This window comes from Paraburkholderia caffeinilytica, from assembly GCF_046030355.1.
Classification (GTDB): domain Bacteria; phylum Pseudomonadota; class Gammaproteobacteria; order Burkholderiales; family Burkholderiaceae; genus Paraburkholderia; species Paraburkholderia caffeinilytica_B.
Genome location: NZ_JAQQCQ010000007.1, coordinates 243,912 through 262,186, shown reverse-complemented (window position 1 = coordinate 262,186; position 18,275 = coordinate 243,912). Strand labels below are relative to the sequence as shown.

Genomic DNA, 18,275 nt, shown 5'->3' with positions numbered 1-18,275 from the left:
AACGTGACCGATTCGGCGGGGTTGGGCGTTGCGCGGTGTTGATTGTAGATTTCCTTGTTAGTTCTGGTCGAGTTCGGGCTCCAGGACGTTGGGTTTTGGGGATGCTTTTCTGAGGGATTCACCGGTGAGCGTGATCCGGTGATGACGCTGCATGAGACGGTCGAGCATTGCATCGGCGATGGTCTCGTCGCCGATCCATCCATGCCAGTGCTCAATCGGTAACTGGCTGGTGATGATGGTCGCCTTTCCCGCCGGGCGGTCATCGATCATCTCGAGCAGATCGTTTCGGACCATCGCGTCGAGGGGAGCCATTCCCCAATCGTCCAGCAGGAGCACGTCAACACGGGCGACCTGCAGCAGCCATTTTGTGAAGCCCCCATTGCCGTGCAGAACGCGAAGCTCCTCGCCAAGTCGCGGTACGCGCAGATACAAGGCCGAATGCCCGCGCCGGCAAGCGTATTGGGCCAGGGCGCAAGCGAGCCACGATTTCCCAGCGCCGGTTGGACCACTGATGAGCAGGCTGTAGCCGGCTTCGACCCAGTCACCGAGCGCGAGACTCGTGAGTGAGCGCGGATCGACGCCACGGCCAGCGCGCGTGTCGAGATCTTCAATGGCGGCTTGCGGATACTTGAGGCGCGCCTGCTTGAGCAGTCGGGTACGACGGCGATCATCACGCCAGCTGGCTTCCCGGTCGACCAGCAGTGACAGGCGTTCCTCGAAGCTCAGGCTGGCCGCACCGGGCTGCGTCAGTTGTTCTTCCAGGCCGTCAGCGAAGCCGTCCAGCTTCAGGGTGCGCAGTTGCGTCAGTGTCTGTTGCATCATCATGGTGGGTCTTCTTTATTGGTAGTAGCTGGGGCCGCGTACATGCGCGTGACTCGGGCTGATCCAGTCGGCAGGCGTTGCTGCCGCCGCCCGGTCGCGGTTGTTGACCAGGATGTCGCGCACGTGGCGGTAACGGTGCACACCCAGTTCAAGCGCCAGCGCGCAGGCGGCTTCGAGACGGTCGCGGCCATAGCGACGTGAGAGCGACAGCAATCCAAGGCATGCCCGATAGCCGTGTTCCGGATGGCGTTGCTCCTGCAGCAGCCGGGTGACGAGCGCGCCGGTTGCCGCGCCGATCTGCTGGCCCCAGTGAATCAGCCTCTGTGGCGTCCATTCGAGATGGGCGCGATGGGCCGCCGGCATGTGCTCGACGATGGTTGTGTAGCCGCCTGCGCGCTCGTTGCGTGCGTGGCTGGCGACACGGCGACCGCGATGCAGCAGTTCGACAGCGCCCGCCGTGATGCGCGCATCGAGCTTGAGACCGACCAGCGCGTGCGGCACGCTGTAGCGGTGTTTGTCGATCTCGACGTGATAGTCGATGTGAACCGTCACTGTCTTGAAGCGCGCGAGCTCATAGGGCTGTGCCGGCAGTGGCTGCAGTGCCGGCGCGTCCAGCTGGGCGAATGCGCTGGCGCGACATCCCGGCAGCTTCTGGAACGGCCTCTCATTCAGGTTCTTGAGCAGCGGACGGATCGCCTCATTGACCGAGTGGACCGACGCAAACCGGTGATGGCGCAGGCGCGCCATGATCCAGCGTTCGACCACCTGGACCGCAACTTCTACCTTCGGCTTGTCCCTCGGGCGATATATGCGTGCAGGGAGGAATGACGTGCCGTAATGACGCGCAAAGTCCAGCACGGTGTCGCCGGCGCGGGGTTCATAGCGGTCGGGATCGGCAATCATCGCGCGCGGGTTGTCCGGCACGATCAGCTGCGGCACGCCACCATAGAAGGTCAGCGCACGTGCGATGCCGCCCAGCCAGTCCTCCATCGTTTCGGCTGGCGTCGCACACGCGAACGTGTAGCTCGACGCGCCCATGGAAGCCACGAAGATGTGCGCGCGGCGTCCAGTCGTCAGCGGCAACGTGGGGCCGGCGAAGTCGACAAACAGCTTCTCGCCGGCGCGGTGAATCTGACGCATCGAGCGCTTCAGGCGCTTCGTGAACGCCTTGTAGTGCTCGCAGAACTGCGTATAGCGGTAGGTCTGCCGGTCCGCGAACTCGGCCTGGTACTCCTCCCACAGCAACGTCAGCGTCATGCCCTTGCGACGCAGCTCTTGATGGATGCGTCCGTAGTCGGGCTGGGCGTAGCCTGCTGGCCCGGTGGGTTTGCCGAGAAGCCGCCGCTCGAGTTCGCCTTCATCCATATCGCAGGCGCTTGTCCAGTCCAACCCGGCGGCACCGGCTAGTCCGATGTACTTCGTGACCACGCCCTTGGATATGCCCAGTGACGCGGCGATCCGATCATGCGAGAAGCCGCCGTCGAATTTAAGTCGTAAAACGTCCTTGATCATGCGCATGTTCATCCGGTGTGCGGGCATGCTCTCTCCGGCAAAAGCCGGCGAGCATAGCCCGCGTGGTTGATGTCATGCGCAACGCCAATCCTGCCTTCCGGTCCGCTCGGTCACGTTCCCGAATTGACCGGTCACGTTGCCGAAATCGCCGGTCACCATCCCGAAACGGCCGGTCACGTTCGTCCGAAATACGCAATCTTTACTCCCTGATGTGTGTACACAAAACTGGCCGAGACATTGACCACCTGATTTGTGTCAATGCCGAAAGAGGCTGCTCACCGGAATCGCCTCCGTGTACATGAATCCCGGTGGTTATCGGAAGTGCAGCTAGATTTGGCGGCCGTTTGCGGGCCGGAATTTCCACCCGGATTTGTGTCCCATTGATGCAATCGACATCCGCTGCGCAACAAGCGCTCGATCCGCGATTTTCTCGACTAGGAATGGGTACTGCCGCCCCCGGGCAACGACCCGCTATCGGCAACGCTGCTGCTGTTTGCATCGCTCGGACTGTCTGCGCCGACGCGAGTTGTCCACGGTGATTCGATCACTGCGGCGCTCGCTTGTCGCACAGATGGATATGGTCGGATTTTTCGTCGAGCCGCTGGCGACCCCGGTGTTCAAGCGTCCAAACATCCGCCAACTCGAGCTTGATGACCCTCTGCCAGTTCTGCACATGTGCGTCATTCAGCGTCGCGGCAGCCGGTTGACGCCCGCAGCATTGCGGTTCATCGAGTGGGTCCGGTCGATTCCGGTCGGGGAATGAAGATGATTTTTTGCAGCGTCCGGCCGATCGGCAGCATGAATCGACCGGATGCCGCTATCTATTTGCACCGCACGACTCACTCGCTACCGGCCGACCGCGCCACGGGGGCCGCACGATCGGCGAATTGCGCGCCGATCGTCTGTCGCGCGCGAGACAGACGGCTCATGATCGTGCCAATCGGCACGCCAAGCGCTTCGGCCGCCTCGACATAGCTCAACCCCTCGACCACGACCAGCAGCATGACGGTCCGTTGCGCTTCCGGCAGACGTTCGACAGCCGCGATGATCTCGCCACTTAGAAAGCTCGTTTCCGGATCACGCGCACCGGGGTCCGGGACGGTTTCAAGGAAGTTGTCGTCCCATTCCATACTCGAACGGCTGCGCACATTACGCGCACGCAGTTCGTTGATCCAGGTGGAGTGGACTATGGAAAACATCCAGCTCAGCGGCGAGGTGCCCCGCTGCAATTGATGAGCGCGCTCGAGCGCTCGCACACAGGCACGCTGGAGTACATCCTCGGCATCGTGCTGATTCCCGCACAAGCGCAGGGAGAATGCCCAGAGCCGCGGCAACATGCCTGGCAGCAGACTGGGCAGATTCTCGGCATCTGCTGTTGACATGGTTGACTGGGCTGAAAGCGAAGTTGCCGGCTGGCACGCCGGCCGAAATTGGCCGTTACCGGCATACCGAAAGCTAAATGATTGTACATCGTAAGTATTACGTAAGTATTTAACCTCGTGGTGCGTGGAAAAAATGCTTTACAGCTACCTGTTAGGTGTTTCGCCGCGAAAACCCGCATAAATACAGGGCGGCGTTGATGTGCCCCAACATTGCGCCGGTCGTCACACAAATTGAATAGATGTAAGCAAATGCTATTCACGCTCATTCTCTGGCGCGAGGTGGACCAAACACACTCCTTCATGAAACGAAAAAATTTGGCAGAAGGGTTTGATCTGATGTTTCCCGAATCGAGGTCTTTATGAAATAGCGCAGCATTGGCAGCACGTTTGCACGATGAGGTGGAATAACCGCCTACCGTCAGTTGTTCTTCTAGCGGAACATGGCTGCGGGAGCCGTCCGTTCGTCCAGTCGTTCATAGCCGAGGGGTACCCGTCCGCTCTCTCAGTCCATCATGAAACCATCCGATATGACCGATTCCCTGCTCGCCCCGATCGATGACACGGCTCCAGCCGGACCCAACCTCGAATACGATCCGGCCTTCACCGAGCTTGAACAGTTCGCCATGCCGACGCCCGAGCGCGTGATGGGCGACAGCCTGAAGGCCGCCCAGGAGCCCGACTGGGACAAGGTCGCGAGCGCCGCCGAAGCACTGCTCGCGCGCACCAAGGATCTGCGCATCGCGATCCACCTGTGCGTCGCGCGAACGCGCAGACAAGGTCTCGTCGGCTGGGTTGCGAGCCTCTGCCTGGTTCGCGGCCTGCTCGAACGGTACTGGGACGATGTGCATCCGCAAATGGATGCTGACGACGGCTACGAGCCGACCGCCCGCGCGAACGCCGTGATGCCGCTGGCCGATCCACTAAGCGCGCTCGGCTATTTTCGGGTCGCGACGTTCGTACAATCGCCGCGCCTCGGCCGCTTTTCGCTGCGCGATCTGCGTGTCGCAACCGGCGCGATCAAAGTGTCGGCATCGGCGGACGGCACGCCGCCGCCCACGCTCGTCGAGCTCGAAGCGTGCTGCATGGATTGTCCCGACGAGCAGTTGCGCGAGTCCGCCACGTTGCTTGCCGAAGCGCGGGACCATGCCAGCAGTATCATTGCGCGGCTGCACGACAAACTCGGCGCGGCAAGCCCCGATCTGAGCCACCTGTCCAGTGATATCGAAGAACTGAAGAAGTTCGTCGATACGCAATGTGTCCGGCGTTTCCCGGCTCACCTCGAAGTCGATGCCGCTGCCGGAACCGCGCCGGACGAAGGCGGACCGGGAGCCTCAACGTCCCAACCGGCGTACGGCAAAATCGCGGGCCACGAGGATGTGATTCGTCGCCTCGACGAAATCTGTGAGTATTACGAACGAATCGAACCTTCGAGCCCGCTGCCGGTTCTGCTCAAGCGGGCCCGGCGTCTGGTCGGCAAACGCTTCGCCGACGTGCTGAAGGACATTGCGCCTGGCGGGCTGGCCGAGTTGCAGATGCTGTCCGGGCCGGACATCGAATAAGTCAGGCGCCTGGCGGATTGGGTCACCGAGTGAGGAACGAGGGTCGCGACCGAGCAACCGCTGCGGCGGCAGCCATCGCCACGCGATCGCAACGTCATGGCGACGCCGTCACCAACCAGCATGCAGCAGCAGCGCACGCAGCTAGCACGAGCGTCAACACGCACGCAGCAGCCCACCGCGCGCCGGCGCGCCGCTCCCCCGTTGCGGCAAAGTCCGCCAAGCCAGCATCGGCGCATTGCACCGGCGCGGGCATGGGCAATGTGTCACCCGCCGGCACTGCACGCCGCACGGTATCGGGCACGGTAGACCCGCCTGCGTCGCCCAGCGATTCGAGTAACCGGCGCCGTCGACACCGGTACTCCCCGCGTTCGATACGGTGTAGCCGGTGCATCTCGTTCAGCACACGCAAGGCGTCGTTGACCTGTTGCACCTGCGCGCGACTGGTATTCAAGAATGTCCAGGAAGGGTTCATCGGAACCTTTTCAGGTTGCTTCGAGCCGCACGATCACGGCGGAAATGTTGTCGCGGCCGCGCCGTCCAAGCGACAGCGCGACCAAATGGTCGACCAGTTGCTGCGGGCTATGCGATTCGCGGCACGCACCGGCCAGTTCGGCGTCGCTCAGCTCCTTGTTGATCCCATCCGAACACAGCAGAAACTGCATGCCGGGACGGCTGCGGGCGACCGCCCAATCGACGAACAGCGTCGGCTCGACGCCGACCGCCCGGGTCAGCACACCAGCGCCCGCCGCCGGTGCGCATAGCGCACCGGCATGCGTGATGTCGCATGGCTCGTCATACACATGATCGCGCGTGAGCTGGGTTAGCTCGCCCTCTTCATGGACGTAGACACGGCTGTCGCCGACCCAGCCGCACAACATGAATGCCGGGGCATGCACAAGCAGCGCGACGGTCGAGCCGATTACATCGACCTGCTGTGCGGCGGCCGCGGCGCGCAGTTCGGCGTTCACCTGCTGCAGGCTGTCCTCGATGGCGGAGATGAAGTCGCTCACGTCGCCGCTGCGGGTCAGCGCGCCGAGCCGCTCGACGATCCGCGCGCTCGCATAACCGCCCGCCGTATGACCGCCGATCCCGTCCGCGACGACCCATAGGCCGAGGTCCTCGCGCACCAGGATCGCATCCTCGTTGCAGCGGCGCACGTTGCCCGTCTCGGTATGGCCGGCGGAGAGGCAGACCGTCGTCATGCGCCAACCTCGACAACCGCGAGCGGCCAATGGGTCGGCCGTGCGCCGAGGCCGGCGAGCAGCGCGAGATGCGCGCGCACGTCCTCGCAGGTTGGCAACGCGAGGGCCTCGGCGAGCGAGGCCCGCGGAAGTTGCGTCAAAGCGCGCGTGGCAAGCAGCACCAGGCGGTCGCAAGGTTCCAGCCGTAGCGCGGCTTCATCGCAATCGGCCTCGTCGACGGTGCCGATGCCGGGCATGGCGAGCCACGCGTCGCCAAACAGCAGATCGTCGAATTCGCCCCCCGCGCCGGCCGCGCGCTCGATGAACGGTGCTTGCAGATGGCCGCGCCGCCAGTGCCACAATGCCGCCGCGCCGACCCGCAGCAGGCGGGTAAGCGCGCCGTCAAAGCGCACGACGATCGCCACGCCGTTTTCATTCGCGGCGGCGGACGTATTCGGGCGCGCATCGCGGAGGCGCGCGTGGAGCGACATCAGCGCGGCCCGCTGACTGGCAAAATCCGGCGCGCTCACCGCCAGCGTGTCGCGTATGGCGCGCGCGGCCACGCGGTGCGCGTCATATGGACCGTCGTCGGCGCTCAGCACCAGGGTACGGCCATCATCGAGCCACCGGCAGGTGTCGCCGCTCGCAAGCTCGCGCCAGGCCTGCGGCACGGCGCAGCCGCGAGGGGCATCGCCCGCGAGCCAATCGCTGCTGATCGCCGGCGGCGCGTCGCACTGCTGCGCTGTCTCGGACAACGGACCGGCAGCGCCGCGTGCGGCCGGATCGCCACAGGAGCCATGGGTCGATTCAGCCGCATCGGAGCATAGCGGCGGGGATTCGTCGAGCAACGCCGCCTGGCTGCGCGGCAAGCCGCGCGTCGCGAGCAGGCGCGCCGCGCCCTCCGTCCACCACAGGCACCATGGCCCCTGCCGCAAGCCGGATTGCCGCCATGCCTCGCTCAGCAATGCGCCGACGGCCGCGCCGTCCCGCCTGTCCAGTTGCCACTGGCCGCTGTCCCACGGCAGCCCGCGCCATATTGGCGCGAGGCCGCTGGCGGGTGTGAGCGGATGAGGCAGCGCCGCGACGCGCGCATCGAACGTCTCGACGCTGACCGCTTCGTGCCGCGCACTCCAATAGACGCATTCGAGCGCGTCGAACCACGCGTCGTTGCAGAGGATCTGCGCGACGTCGCCACTACAGGGCGCGGCAAGCACCATTGGAAAGGCGCGGCCAAGGCGGTCGACGGCCGGTCCGGTCAAGCCGCACCACGAACGGTTGCCGCACACCTGAGGCGGCAGCACGAAGCGCCATGCCGCGCCTTGTTCCCACGCCGTGGCCCAGCGCTCGCCCAGTTCGCGGCGGCCGGTTTCGACCGCGCGCTGAAAATGGCGGTCCCAACCGTCGATGAAGTCGGGCGGCAACCGGCGCCGCACCAGATCGCCCGTGCCCGGCAGCTTGCCGTAAAAGCCGACGACGCCGCTCATCGCGAACACCTGAAACGCCGCACCTTGTCATTGAGGAACGGATTGCGCAAATTCGCCGGCTGGATCTGCAACTTCACCGCATGGCCGCCGAAATCGAAGCCCGCCAGATAGCGAAGATCACCCTGCTTCTGCAGACGGCCCGCATCGAGAGCACGGAAGAATGCCCAGTCGCCCTCGAACCGCAATGGTGTGCCGACCGGACGGCGGGAACCGTCGAACGCGCTGAGCACTACATGTCCAGGCTGCGGACCGGGCCACGTCAGGACGGCGCTCGGTGCGCCCTTCGCCGTGTAGTCGTACTTTTGCCCATCGATCTCGACGACAACCCGCTCGATCGGCGCATCGAGCTGTGGCGCGAGCAGCGTGAAGCCGACCTGAACCTGCGCGCCGTTGCGAAAGAATATCTGGCGGATATCGTCCGCGAGCTGGGCGCCGGTCAGCACACTGTCAGGTCCTGGCGGCACGCCAGGCTTCCAGCGCCACGCGCGGCCGCCGGTATCGACCCGCTGCGCGAGCGCCGACTTGAAGAAGCTGTCGAAGCGTCCGCCGTTGCCGAACAGCTCGGCGAAATTCTGCACAGGGATATCTGCTGCGCTGCCCGGCACGAACGGATAGCGGCCATCGACAAAGTTCGCGCAGTCGTTGCCCGCTACCGCACGAAACTGCTCGGCCAGTGCCGCGCTGCTGCCATTCGCGACCAGCGCCGCGCTTTTGCCGCTGAGGCCGGCGATCAGCCCGGCCACTTGCGGCGGCAACTGCTGCGCTTCCTGGCGAGCGGCCAGCAAAGCAGGATTGCTCTGCACGGCGGGATCGCTGAGGTCGTTCATTGTCAGCAGGGCCTGGCCGAGCTGGTCAAGCACGCCTGTCGTGTGATCGAGCGGCGTCGCTCCCGGCGCGCCTGCACTCAACTGGTTGAGCTGCGCGAAATGCGCTTCGATCGCGGCGCCCGGCTGGCGGGTGTTGGCCGCATTCGCCACGTTGATTTTCGGTGCATTGACGTTCGGCGCAGCCGCCGCGCGCAACTCGCCGGCCAGCCGCATGTTCACAGCGCGCCGCGCGACGATGTCCGCGACCGCCGTGTTCGCCTGCGACGCTGCCGCATCGGCACGGGACACGCCATCGCCGGCCGGGCCGCGTAGCAGGCCACTGGTATTGTCGCGGACCAGGTTGAGCAGCGCCTTCAACGGCGAACTCGGGCCGGCCAGTTTCGCGGCGAGTGCACTCGCGTCCTGAATGCTCGCGACGGGTTGCAGTTGCAGATCGTCGAGCAAGCCGTCCCAGTTTCTGATGTAGTCCTGCTCGTATAGTGTCAGCACCTGCTGCTCGTAGCGCGAACGCGCGAGCGGATCGACGCGGCCAGACTCGCGGCCAGTATCGAACACCCAGTAGTCTTTCACGAAGCCATCAACTGCCTGACCGAGGCCGCCGTCGACCGCAAACGCGAAATACGGCCGTGTGAACAACGCAGGCAACGGCTGCGATAGCGGCGTTCCGCTCTTGCGGCGAAACACGTTGCTTAGCAATCCCAACGATTCGTCGAGCCGCACCGGCGACTCCCCAAAGCGCGCCGCGTCGATCTGCACGCTGCCGTAGATCAGCGTGGCGACATCCGCGGTTTTCAGCGTCGCGCGCGCCCGGTCGATCAGCGCATTGTCGAGCGAAAGCGCACGCGGCTTCAGCGGATCGTCGAGCCGCGCCGAGAAGTGCTTGTCGAGCGCTTTACTGATCGCCGGGTCCTGCGGGAAGAGACTTTGCCACTCGGGACGCGCGAGCGCGGCAAGCTCGCCCGGATTCAGATGCTGCGGCTGGCCGAGCATCAGATAGCCCTTCAGGTAGCCGTATAGCGCCTGCGGGTCGTTCGCGCTCGTGCCGAGACCTTCGCGAAAGCGCGCGCCGGCGCCCGGTAGCAGCGCACCATCGAGCTCGCGCAGATAGGCGGCGTGCGTCTGAGCGAACAGCGCATGCCCCTGAAACAGGCCGAAGCGCATCAGCAACGGCACATGCTTGCGGTACTGGCCCGCGACATCCTGCGCATCGGAGATGACTTCGAGACGTGTGAGCGTCCGCGCGAAATACGCCTTGAGGTCCGGCGCGCCGGCCAGCGTCCCGGTACCCGGCAGATCCTTCAACGCACCCTGCACGTCGGCGACGAACTCGCGATTGCGTGCATAGCTGGTCGCGAAGCCCGCCACCAGCAACACGGTGACGACCGCAATGGCCGCATACGCGCCCGCCTGCAGCAGCAACTTCTGCCGTTCGAAGCGCGGATTCGTGCCGGCGAGACCCGACTCGCGAAACAGCACCTCCTTCAGCAAACGTTCGACGAAGTACGTGTGCCGCTGTCCCGCGCCGGCCTGCACGCGCGCCGCATCGACGCCGAAGGTCCGCGCCACCGCGCTCAGCATCCGGTCGATCGGCGCGCCTTGCTGCGTGCCCGAACTCAGGTACACACCGCGCAGCAACGGGGGGGTGCCGTACTCGTGGCGGCCGAACGCACCTTCGACAAACTGCCCGGCGATCTCGCGGAACGCGCCTAGCTGCTGCGGGAAACTGAGCACGGCCGCGCGCCGGCTGCGGTCGCGTTCGGCGTGCAGACGGTCGATCAGGCGCGTATTAAGGCGCTCCAGCAACAGGTCGTATTCACCTGCGAAGCGGTTGCACGCACTGCCGTCGAGGCTCGCGTCGAGCGGGAACGTCATGCCCCAGACCTGGCTGCGAAGCGCCGGTCCGAGGTCCTCGAAGAACTCGCGGAACCCAGCCACCAGGTCGCACTTCGTGAACATGAGATACACCGGCACCGCGACCTTCAGATGCTGCGTAAGCTCATCCAGACGCCGGCGCACCGTGCGAATGTGCTGCTGACGGGTATCGTCGTCGAAGCTCAGCAGGTCCGAGACGCTGATCGTCACGATCACGCCGTTCAGCGGCCTGCGCCTGCGGTAACGGCGCAACAGCGTCAGAAACGACTGCCATGCCGATGCGTCGAGGCTCACGTCCGAATCCTGCGTGGTGTAGCGGCCGGCGGTATCGAGGAACACCGCTTCGTCCGTCAGCCACCAGTCGCAGTCGCGCGTGCCGCCGATACCGCGCAGCGCTTCTTTGCCGAAGCGCTCCGATAACGGAAATTCGAGCCCGGAATTCCGCAGCAGCGTGCTCTTGCCCGAACCGGGCGGCCCGATCACGACATACCACGGCAGTGCATACAGATTCCGGCCATGACGGCGCGTCTTGCGCAACATGTCGATCGCCTCGCGAAAGCGCTGCTGCAGTTGCGCGCGCTCGGCACTGCCCGATTCCTCGGCGGCGAATTGCGCTTCCTGTCCTGCCAGATCACTTGACAGCCGCGCGGTCTTGCGCTGCGTGCGCCATTGCAGGACCTGCAGCACGAGCAGCCAGACCAGCACGAGCGCGAAGATCAGCGCGAGCCGGGCCGCAGGGCTTGCCAGAGGCTGCAGGTCGCCGAGACCAAGATAAGGGCCGCCAAGCCAGATCAATGCCGCGATCAGCAGCAGTCCCGCCGCTACGACGAACCACCGGGACTTCACCCAGGTTTTCAGCAGGTTCATGGGTTCAGTTCTCCGGGATGTACAGGATTTCCACGCGCCGGTTGCGCGCCCGGTTCGCCGGCAGGCTCGGCGGCGTCGCGATAGGCTGCGATGAGCCGGCGCCGTTCGCTTCGAGCCGGCGCGGATCGTCGAGTCCCTGTGCGAGGATCGCCAGCGTGTTTTGTGCGCGTGCGGTCGACAACTCGAAGTTGTCCTTGAATTTCAGCGATCGCACCGGTTGATCGTCGGTATGGCCGACCACGATCACACGGCCTTGCAACGGGTTCAGCGCCGCAGCGATCTGGCGCAGCAGCGGCACCTCTGCGGGCGCGAGCCCGGCGCCGCCCGATGGGAACAGAACCCCCGCGGCCAGACGCACGATGGCGCGGCCGTCCGCCTGTTCGTCGACGCTCAGCGCACCGGACTGTTCGAGCGGCGCGAGTAGTTGTTTCAGGCTTTTGCGCGTGGATGCGGACACCGCCGCGCTATGCGGCGGCGCTGCGTTTTCGATGCCGATTGCGGCGAGTTGCGCACTGACGGGCTCCGTCAACACATTGAGACGCGTGAAAAAAACCAGCAAAGCGCCGAGCACGATCAGCGCCGACGCCACCAGTGCGACCCACAGCGGCACATGGCGCATTACCGGGTTGCGGCGATCATCGACGCCGCGCCAGTGCGCCGCTAGTTCGGCGACGGGCGCTTCGCGCAGCGTGCCAATACGTCGATACAGATCCTCCTGGATATCAGCGAGACGACCAAGTCCACCCGGTTCGACCAGATAGCGGCCGCCGAAACCCAACGCGAGGCAGACGTACATCATCTCGATCAGATCGAGATGACGCGAAAAATCGGCGCTCAGGCGATCGAGAATCTGGAAGAATTTCATGCCGCCGTAGGTCTCGCCGTGGAATGTGACAAGCAGAGTCTTCTGCGCCCATCCGCTCAGATCGCCCCACGGTGCGTTGTTCACGGCTTCGTCGAGCATCGTGCACAGCACGTAGCGGGCGGCCATGACGGTTTGCGTGTTGATGCCCAGCGTCTGTGCGTAACGCTCGAAGCTACGCACCTGCGCGACTGCCTGCTCGCGCAAGCGCGCGATATCGGCGGGCGCCGCTACGCTGTGCCGCAACTGCACGCTCAGGAGCAGCAGCGGATTGGCCGCGCGCACGAGCGGGTTCGCGACACCGCTCATGAAATCGCCAAGATCGGCGCGCGGCACCGAAGGTCCCGAATGGGCGGATGACATGGCCGGTGCCGACGGCGTCTGGCGCGAGCTCTGTGCAAACCCGTCCGACGGCGCACGCGGCGGTGTAATACGCGTTACGTCGTCCGCACGCGCGCTTGCATTGGCGCTTGCATCCATGCTTGCCCCCGCCTCTCCCTGCGGCCGTAGTATGGTCGATTCAATCCGCAGCCGCGGATCGCCATTGCCGTTGCCATTCCGATTGCCGGTGCTCATGCGCGTATCGCCCACAATTGCAGATCGAGACCGGCGAATCCGCTACCGAAGTGCATCGCCATGCCGCCGGATGTTTTCAACATTCGCCACATCGGCGAATTGCGGTCGCACTCGAAATAGAGGAATCCTGATGTGTATGGTAACTGGCGCGGTGCGACCGGCATCGGCGATACGCCGATGCCCGGCAGTTGCAGGTTCACCAGATCGCGAATCCTTTCGACCGGACCGATCTTCGACTGCGCCGGCAACTGCCGGCGTATGTCCTCGCTCTTCATGTCAGCCTTCGCGGCGAGCACGAACGTCGCTGTGTCGAGCAGCGTCAGATCGGACACCACGCCGACCCACACGCCATATTTGCGCTGCTGTAGCGGAATCGGCACCGCGCTCTGTTCAAGCACCGCGCTCAGCCCGATCCGCAACGCGGCAATCACCGGCTCGAAGCTCTCGCGCAGTTGCTCATGCCGGTACGGCGGGAACGTCTGCGCGCGCTTGCCCGGCACGGTGAAGGTCGCGATCTCGCCCGCCAGTTCGATCAGCAGCCGGTAGAGCGCTTCCGGATGCAGCAGAGGCGCTTCGGCAAGATGCGCGACAAGAGGCTGATAGCGGTTGATCATCTGCAGCATCAGGAAGTCGGCGATCTCGGCCGCGCCGCCTCGATCCGTCTCGGCGACGCGGCCCGCGAGCGCCTCGCCACGCTGGTGAAGCAACCCAAGCAACTCGGATAGGAAAGTCTCGAGACGTGCGGCGGCCTGTGTGTGCAGCACGGTGGGCACGAAGCCCTCATCGAGGATCACGCGCCGGTCCGCCCGGCACTCGATCACGCGCGCCAGCGGAATCCGCACCAGCCCTTCGGCCGGCTGCGATTCGGCCAGCAGCCGTGTGCTCATGCCTCCCACTTCGATCGTGGTAAGCCCCTGGGTGCTGCCCGATGCGTCACGCACCTCGGCTTCGCGGACGCGATAGCGGAACATCTGATCAGCGGCCGCGTCGGGCCACTCGCTGTCGGGCCGCGTTAGCGAGCGCAGCGGCAAGGTCAGATGAACGACCTGGTCGCGCCAGTTCGAATCGACGTCTAGCGGCGGCGGCAGCGGATCGTCGTCGGGCATCGCGAACGGCGTGCCGTCGGGGAACACGCCGCGCGCGCGTTTGATGCCTAGCTTGCCGATCGCCAGCAGATCGCTTTCGAGCTCCAGTTCGTGGAGACCCCAGGCATACGGGCGCAGGCCGCCCGCGCGCAATTCCACATAGCGCTCGAAATAGCGTTCCTGCTGCTGCATGTGCTGTGGCCTCAAAAACAGGCCTTCGCTCCATATGGCTTTGTTGCTCCGGGTCATGTCTGTACGTCGATCAAGGGTTCTGTATGCAGCGTCCGGCTGGCGGACGGTGGTCGTTCGCGGCGTTGCTTCAGGACACTCCGCAGTGCCGGCTCTTCAGGCGCGCGAGCTGTTGCTCGTAGGCGCGCGCGAATTCGTCGCCGAACAGGCGCTGGAAACATTCGTCGGGATTGCGGGTCAACGCGTCAAACTGCTCCTTGTAGCGATCCCAATGACGTGGACGGCTACCGAGCGGCAAGCGCCGGACGTTGCGTTCGAGCTCCCGTTCGATGCGCGTCGGATCGAAGTGCGCGAGCAACGACTGGAACGCTGAACGCACGCCGGCGAGCATTGCCAGCTGGTGATTGCGAATGTCCTCGGCAGCGTCGTTGAGCGCTGCGCTGCCCGACAGAAAGCCGCTGTCTGGCGGCTCGAACAGCTTCCTGACCGCTTCCTGCACAGTCGGCGCGAACTTGAGCGGGTTGTTCTCCGAGCGCTGGATCAGTGTCGCGGGCAGGCGGAAGCTATTCTTCAGTTCCGCCCGCGCGCGCAGCACGTCCATCATTGCATCCACCGCGATATGGAACATCTCGTCGATGTCCGTCGACGTGCGGTCGGCAGACGGTCCCGGCGACGCACCCGGTGCCGCCGTCGGTGCCCATGGTGACGACGGCACCGAAGCGGACACCGGCTCGGCCGTGAATGCAGGCAAGTCGACTACTGCCGGATGGGCCGGCGTATCCGCTGCCGGGTCGCGAGCCGGTGGACCCGGCTGCGCAACGGCCGAAGACACCGCAACGGCTGAAACGGACGCAGCGGGCCCAGGCGGTGCGCTATCCGACTGCGGCTCGGCGCGCGGCGCGACGTGGCTGCCGGTTGCATCCCAATCGTCAGGCAACACCGGGCCGCTTGCCCGCACCGCTTCAACGCGCGGCGCGCGGAAGCGGTCGGACTCAGCCGGCGTGTGATTCCAGGCCTGCTCGGCCTGCGACGCCAGCGGCGCATCGTCGAAGTAAGACAGCGGCGCATCGAACATCGCGAGCGGATCGAGGCTCGCGCTCTGCATCGACGCATCGACGGCACCGGGAATCAGTCCCTTGGGCTGGTCCGCGTCGCCTGCCGTAGCGCACGGATAGGGCTCCAGCACGGCACGGCCGCGGTCCGCGGCACCCGCTCGTTGTGTCGCCGTCTCGCCGCTCAGACGCGCGCCGATTTCAAACGTGTCGATCTGCAGACGGTCGCCGTGCTTCAGTGCGGCGGGGTCGCCCTTGCGCAGCGGCGTGCCATTCAGCAGCATGCCGTTGGTGCTGCGGTCCTCGATGAAGTACAGGCCGTTCAGGTAACGCACCAGCGCGTGCAGCCGCGACACGCCCTCTGCGGCGAGTACCCAGTCACACTCGTCGGAGCGGCCGATGCTGCCGTCGCGGCAGTCGAACACCTGCTCGGTGCAACCGCCGAAGCGTTCGGCCCGTTCGCCCTCCAACGACAGGATCAGGCTCGGTGCGGCGCTCATTGGCGCGCCCCGTCGATGCTGATCCGGGTGCCGAGCAGCCCCATCGCGTCGCGGATAAACGCGGTGCAGCGCGTGTCGAGCTGCGCGGGGAGCAGCGCGGCCATATAGGTCAAGGCGGCCATCGCCGCGATTGCGGTCAGATGCTCCGGCGGTGGCGTTGGCCGCTCGTACCGTGGATTCAGATTGCCGCCGGTCCAGCCGGCGGCCGCGGCGGCCCATGCGCCGATCGTGCGGTAGCGGTGCGCGTCGGCGAATGATGCCGCGGACTCACGATGCGCTTCGCCGGGATCGAGCACCCAGGCCTGCGCAAGCGCCAGGCCCGCGCGGTCGTGCTCGCCGAGCGTCTGCTGGCTGCCGCACTGGCACACCCACGCCACCGCGTAGCGGCGCGGCAACAGACGTGCGAGCAGGCTCAGCGCGTCGGCGGTCAGGCCATCCTCAAGCACGGTCTGCACGGCCGTATGCGCGTCCATCGCCGGCCGCAGGCGCGCAACGGCCTGCGCGGAAAGCCGCATCTGCGTGGCTGCTTCGAGGATCGTGCTCATAAGAGCATCGCTGCGCCACCGCCGAGCACCGCAGTGGCCGTACCCATCAGTTGCAGATTGGTCGACTGGACCAGACAGTTCGCCTGGGACAGAATCTGAATCGCCGCGCTCGAGCTCACGTTCAGATTGGTTTTCGCGTTGATCTCCATCGCAAGCCCCGAGCTCATCGTCACACTCAGGTCGCCGTTGAGCGTGATGCGGGTACCCTTGATCGCGATCTCACCGGAACTGTTCATCGTGATGCTCGCACGCCCACTGACGAGCTTGATCTGGTTGCCCGCTGTGAGCGTGTAATTGTGCTCAACCTGCACATCGTGGTCGTGCCCGGACTCCTCGCGCAGATCCTTCTGAGCATGAAGCAGCACCTGTTCGCCGCCTTTCCTGTCCTCGAAGCGGATCTCGTTGTAATCGCCGCTGCCGCCTTCGTGGCTGCGGCTTCTCACGCCGCTCTGAGTCTTGTTCCCGGGCAGGCCGTACGGTGGCATGTTGTCCGCGTTGTAGACGCTGCCGATGATCAGCGGCCGGTCCGGATTGCCGTCGAGAAAGCTGACCACCACTTCCTGTCCGACTCGCGGAATGAACTGCGCACCCCAGCGCTTGCCAGCCCACATCTGGGCCACTCGCACCGGACAGGAATTCTCTGCGTTTGGCTTGCCGGGACGGCTCCAAAAAAACGTAACCTGCACCCTGCCGTACTTGTCGACCGAAATGTTCTCTGGAGCGTCGCCGCAAACCACAGCGGTCTGCAGGCCTGCAATCGTTGGCCGCGGCGTGACCGGCATCGTCCGGAACGGCCGCCTGCTTTTGATCACCTTGAAACTGCACAGGAACGGTTCCTCGCCATCGTCACCGCCTCCTCCGCCTGATACATAGTCAGGTTCCACGAGGCGCATCGCGGTTTCGATGACGAGGTATTCCTGATTGGCACTCGCAAGCGGAAAGTCCGTCAGCCTGAACAACGTGCCGGCAGCGATACCGCACGCATCGGTGCAGCCCGCGTGGACTGCCTGCGCGACGTTTAGTGCGTCGGTACGAACCTGGGCATAGCGCTGTCCATCGGAGACACGCCCGTCGTAGCCAACCTGGTCGTAGGTCCAGTCATAGATATCGAGACCATCGACATCATGCGCATCGGCTGCGTCGGTCAGCGCTTGCGCGACGAGCAGTGAAGCCCTCGGCTTGAGGTAATCGTAATCGTCAAGCTGCACTTTGGTGGCGTTGATTGTGCGAGCGGTTTCCCAGTCCGTCACGGCGGCCTTCACGCGCTTGCCTTTGCCCATCGAGGGTGCGTACGGGATCCGCTCGAAACCCGCTACTTTCGAATGCGCGGCGAGCGCATCGGCCAGCACCATGGTGTGCGTGCTCTCGCTGTGTGTGAAGAAATAGTAGATGCCTTCCTGCTCCATCAATCGGCTGATGAAGTCGAAACAGCTCTCCCGGTACTGCACGCAGAACTCGCGCGCCGGGTAGTCGCCGCTGAGGCTAAGACTTAGATCTTCATAGCCGATCTCGGCGAGCACGCACCTGATGATCTGCGGCACGCTCATGCCACGAAAGATGCGACAGTCTCGCCTGCGCGTCAGAAGCCAGGGTTTTGGCACAAGCGTCAACCGGTAGACTGCGTATCGCAAGCTTTCGATATTGACAAAGCCGCTCTGTTCGCACTCGCTGACCATTCCGTTGAAATAGCGTGTATAGCCCTGAGGGCTGACGAGTTTGATCAGCGCGGTCGTTCCAAGGAGCGCGCGCAGATCGATTTCTGCACTCCTGCTGATGGCCTCGACCTCGTAGGTGAAAAGCCGGCCTAACGACTCGGTCGCGGTCATGCTCGCGAACAGGAGACTGTCGCCGAGGTTCGACTTCAAGGTGATTGCGTGAGCCATTCGGATACCGTGAATCAGTTAGGAAGGTTTCATCACATGAACGCCGGGTCGAGCGCCCTACGCACTGAGCGACAGCT

General features: G+C 64.7%; 14 protein-coding genes. 2 read left to right on the top strand and 12 right to left on the bottom strand.

What is annotated here, in order from left to right; translation table 11 throughout:
• Window positions 1-57 precede the first annotated feature (57 nt).
• Window positions 58-825: an IS21-like element helper ATPase IstB gene (istB, locus tag PQQ95_RS13985; RefSeq protein ID WP_408437968.1), complete on the bottom strand. Its 768-nt coding sequence runs from the start codon at window positions 823-825 to the stop codon at window positions 58-60.
• Between the two features lie 12 nt (window positions 826-837).
• Window positions 838-2,361, bottom strand: a complete 1,524-nt coding sequence (gene istA, locus PQQ95_RS13980) for an IS21 family transposase (protein WP_408437967.1) — start codon at window positions 2,359-2,361, stop codon at window positions 838-840.
• Between the two features lie 499 nt (window positions 2,362-2,860).
• Between istA and PQQ95_RS13975 the strand changes: the two genes are divergently transcribed.
• Window positions 2,861-3,097, top strand: a complete 237-nt coding sequence (locus tag PQQ95_RS13975) for a type 2 periplasmic-binding domain-containing protein (RefSeq protein WP_408437966.1) — start codon at window positions 2,861-2,863, stop codon at window positions 3,095-3,097.
• Window positions 3,098-3,173: 76 nt separating this feature from the next.
• Here the strand turns inward: PQQ95_RS13975 and PQQ95_RS13970 are convergent, their stop codons facing one another.
• Complete coding sequence (locus PQQ95_RS13970) at window positions 3,174-3,716, bottom strand: RNA polymerase sigma factor (protein ID WP_408437965.1); 543 nt, start codon at window positions 3,714-3,716, stop codon at window positions 3,174-3,176.
• 512 nt (window positions 3,717-4,228) lie between these two features.
• Between PQQ95_RS13970 and tssA the strand changes: the two genes are divergently transcribed.
• On the top strand, window positions 4,229-5,275 hold the full coding sequence (gene tssA / locus PQQ95_RS13965; RefSeq protein WP_408437964.1) for a type VI secretion system protein TssA: 1,047 nt from the start codon (window positions 4,229-4,231) through the stop codon (window positions 5,273-5,275).
• A gap of 94 nt (window positions 5,276-5,369) precedes the next feature.
• Here tssA and PQQ95_RS13960 read toward each other — a convergent pair whose 3' ends face one another.
• The 9 genes from PQQ95_RS13960 to PQQ95_RS13920 all read right to left on the bottom strand — a co-directional run bounded on the left by PQQ95_RS13960 (window position 5,370) and on the right by PQQ95_RS13920 (window position 18,198).
• On the bottom strand, window positions 5,370-5,726 hold the full coding sequence (locus PQQ95_RS13960; protein ID WP_408437963.1) for a hypothetical protein: 357 nt from the start codon (window positions 5,724-5,726) through the stop codon (window positions 5,370-5,372).
• Window positions 5,727-5,757: 31 nt separating this feature from the next.
• Window positions 5,758-6,477, bottom strand: a complete 720-nt coding sequence (locus tag PQQ95_RS13955; RefSeq protein WP_408437962.1) for a PP2C family protein-serine/threonine phosphatase — start codon at window positions 6,475-6,477, stop codon at window positions 5,758-5,760.
• Window positions 6,474-7,940 carry a type VI secretion system-associated protein TagF gene (gene tagF / locus PQQ95_RS13950; RefSeq protein ID WP_408437961.1) on the bottom strand — a complete coding sequence of 489 codons (1,467 nt, stop codon included), beginning with the start codon at window positions 7,938-7,940 and terminating at the stop codon, window positions 6,474-6,476. Before tagF ends, PQQ95_RS13955 begins: the two co-directional genes overlap by 4 nt.
• Window positions 7,937-11,506 (bottom strand): type VI secretion system membrane subunit TssM, encoded by a 3,570-nt coding sequence (gene tssM, locus PQQ95_RS13945; RefSeq protein WP_408437960.1) that lies wholly within the window; start codon window positions 11,504-11,506, stop codon window positions 7,937-7,939. The genes tagF and tssM overlap by 4 nt, the downstream gene beginning before the upstream one ends.
• Before the next feature lie 4 nt (window positions 11,507-11,510).
• Window positions 11,511-12,944, bottom strand: coding sequence for a type IVB secretion system protein IcmH/DotU (icmH, locus tag PQQ95_RS13940; protein ID WP_408437959.1), 1,434 nt, complete (start codon window positions 12,942-12,944; stop codon window positions 11,511-11,513).
• Window positions 12,941-14,278 (bottom strand): type VI secretion system baseplate subunit TssK, encoded by a 1,338-nt coding sequence (tssK, locus tag PQQ95_RS13935; RefSeq protein WP_408437958.1) that lies wholly within the window; start codon window positions 14,276-14,278, stop codon window positions 12,941-12,943. The genes icmH and tssK overlap by 4 nt, the downstream gene beginning before the upstream one ends.
• Before the next feature lie 70 nt (window positions 14,279-14,348).
• Complete coding sequence (tagH, locus tag PQQ95_RS13930; RefSeq protein WP_408437957.1) at window positions 14,349-15,770, bottom strand: type VI secretion system-associated FHA domain protein TagH; 1,422 nt, start codon at window positions 15,768-15,770, stop codon at window positions 14,349-14,351.
• The gene (locus PQQ95_RS13925) at window positions 15,767-16,315 is read right to left on the bottom strand and encodes a DUF6931 family protein (protein ID WP_408437956.1); all 549 of its coding nucleotides are present in this window, start codon (window positions 16,313-16,315) and stop codon (window positions 15,767-15,769) included. Before PQQ95_RS13925 ends, tagH begins: the two co-directional genes overlap by 4 nt.
• Window positions 16,312-18,198 (bottom strand): type VI secretion system Vgr family protein, encoded by a 1,887-nt coding sequence (locus tag PQQ95_RS13920; protein ID WP_408437955.1) that lies wholly within the window; start codon window positions 18,196-18,198, stop codon window positions 16,312-16,314. The genes PQQ95_RS13925 and PQQ95_RS13920 overlap by 4 nt, the downstream gene beginning before the upstream one ends.
• Window positions 18,199-18,275 lie beyond the last annotated feature (77 nt).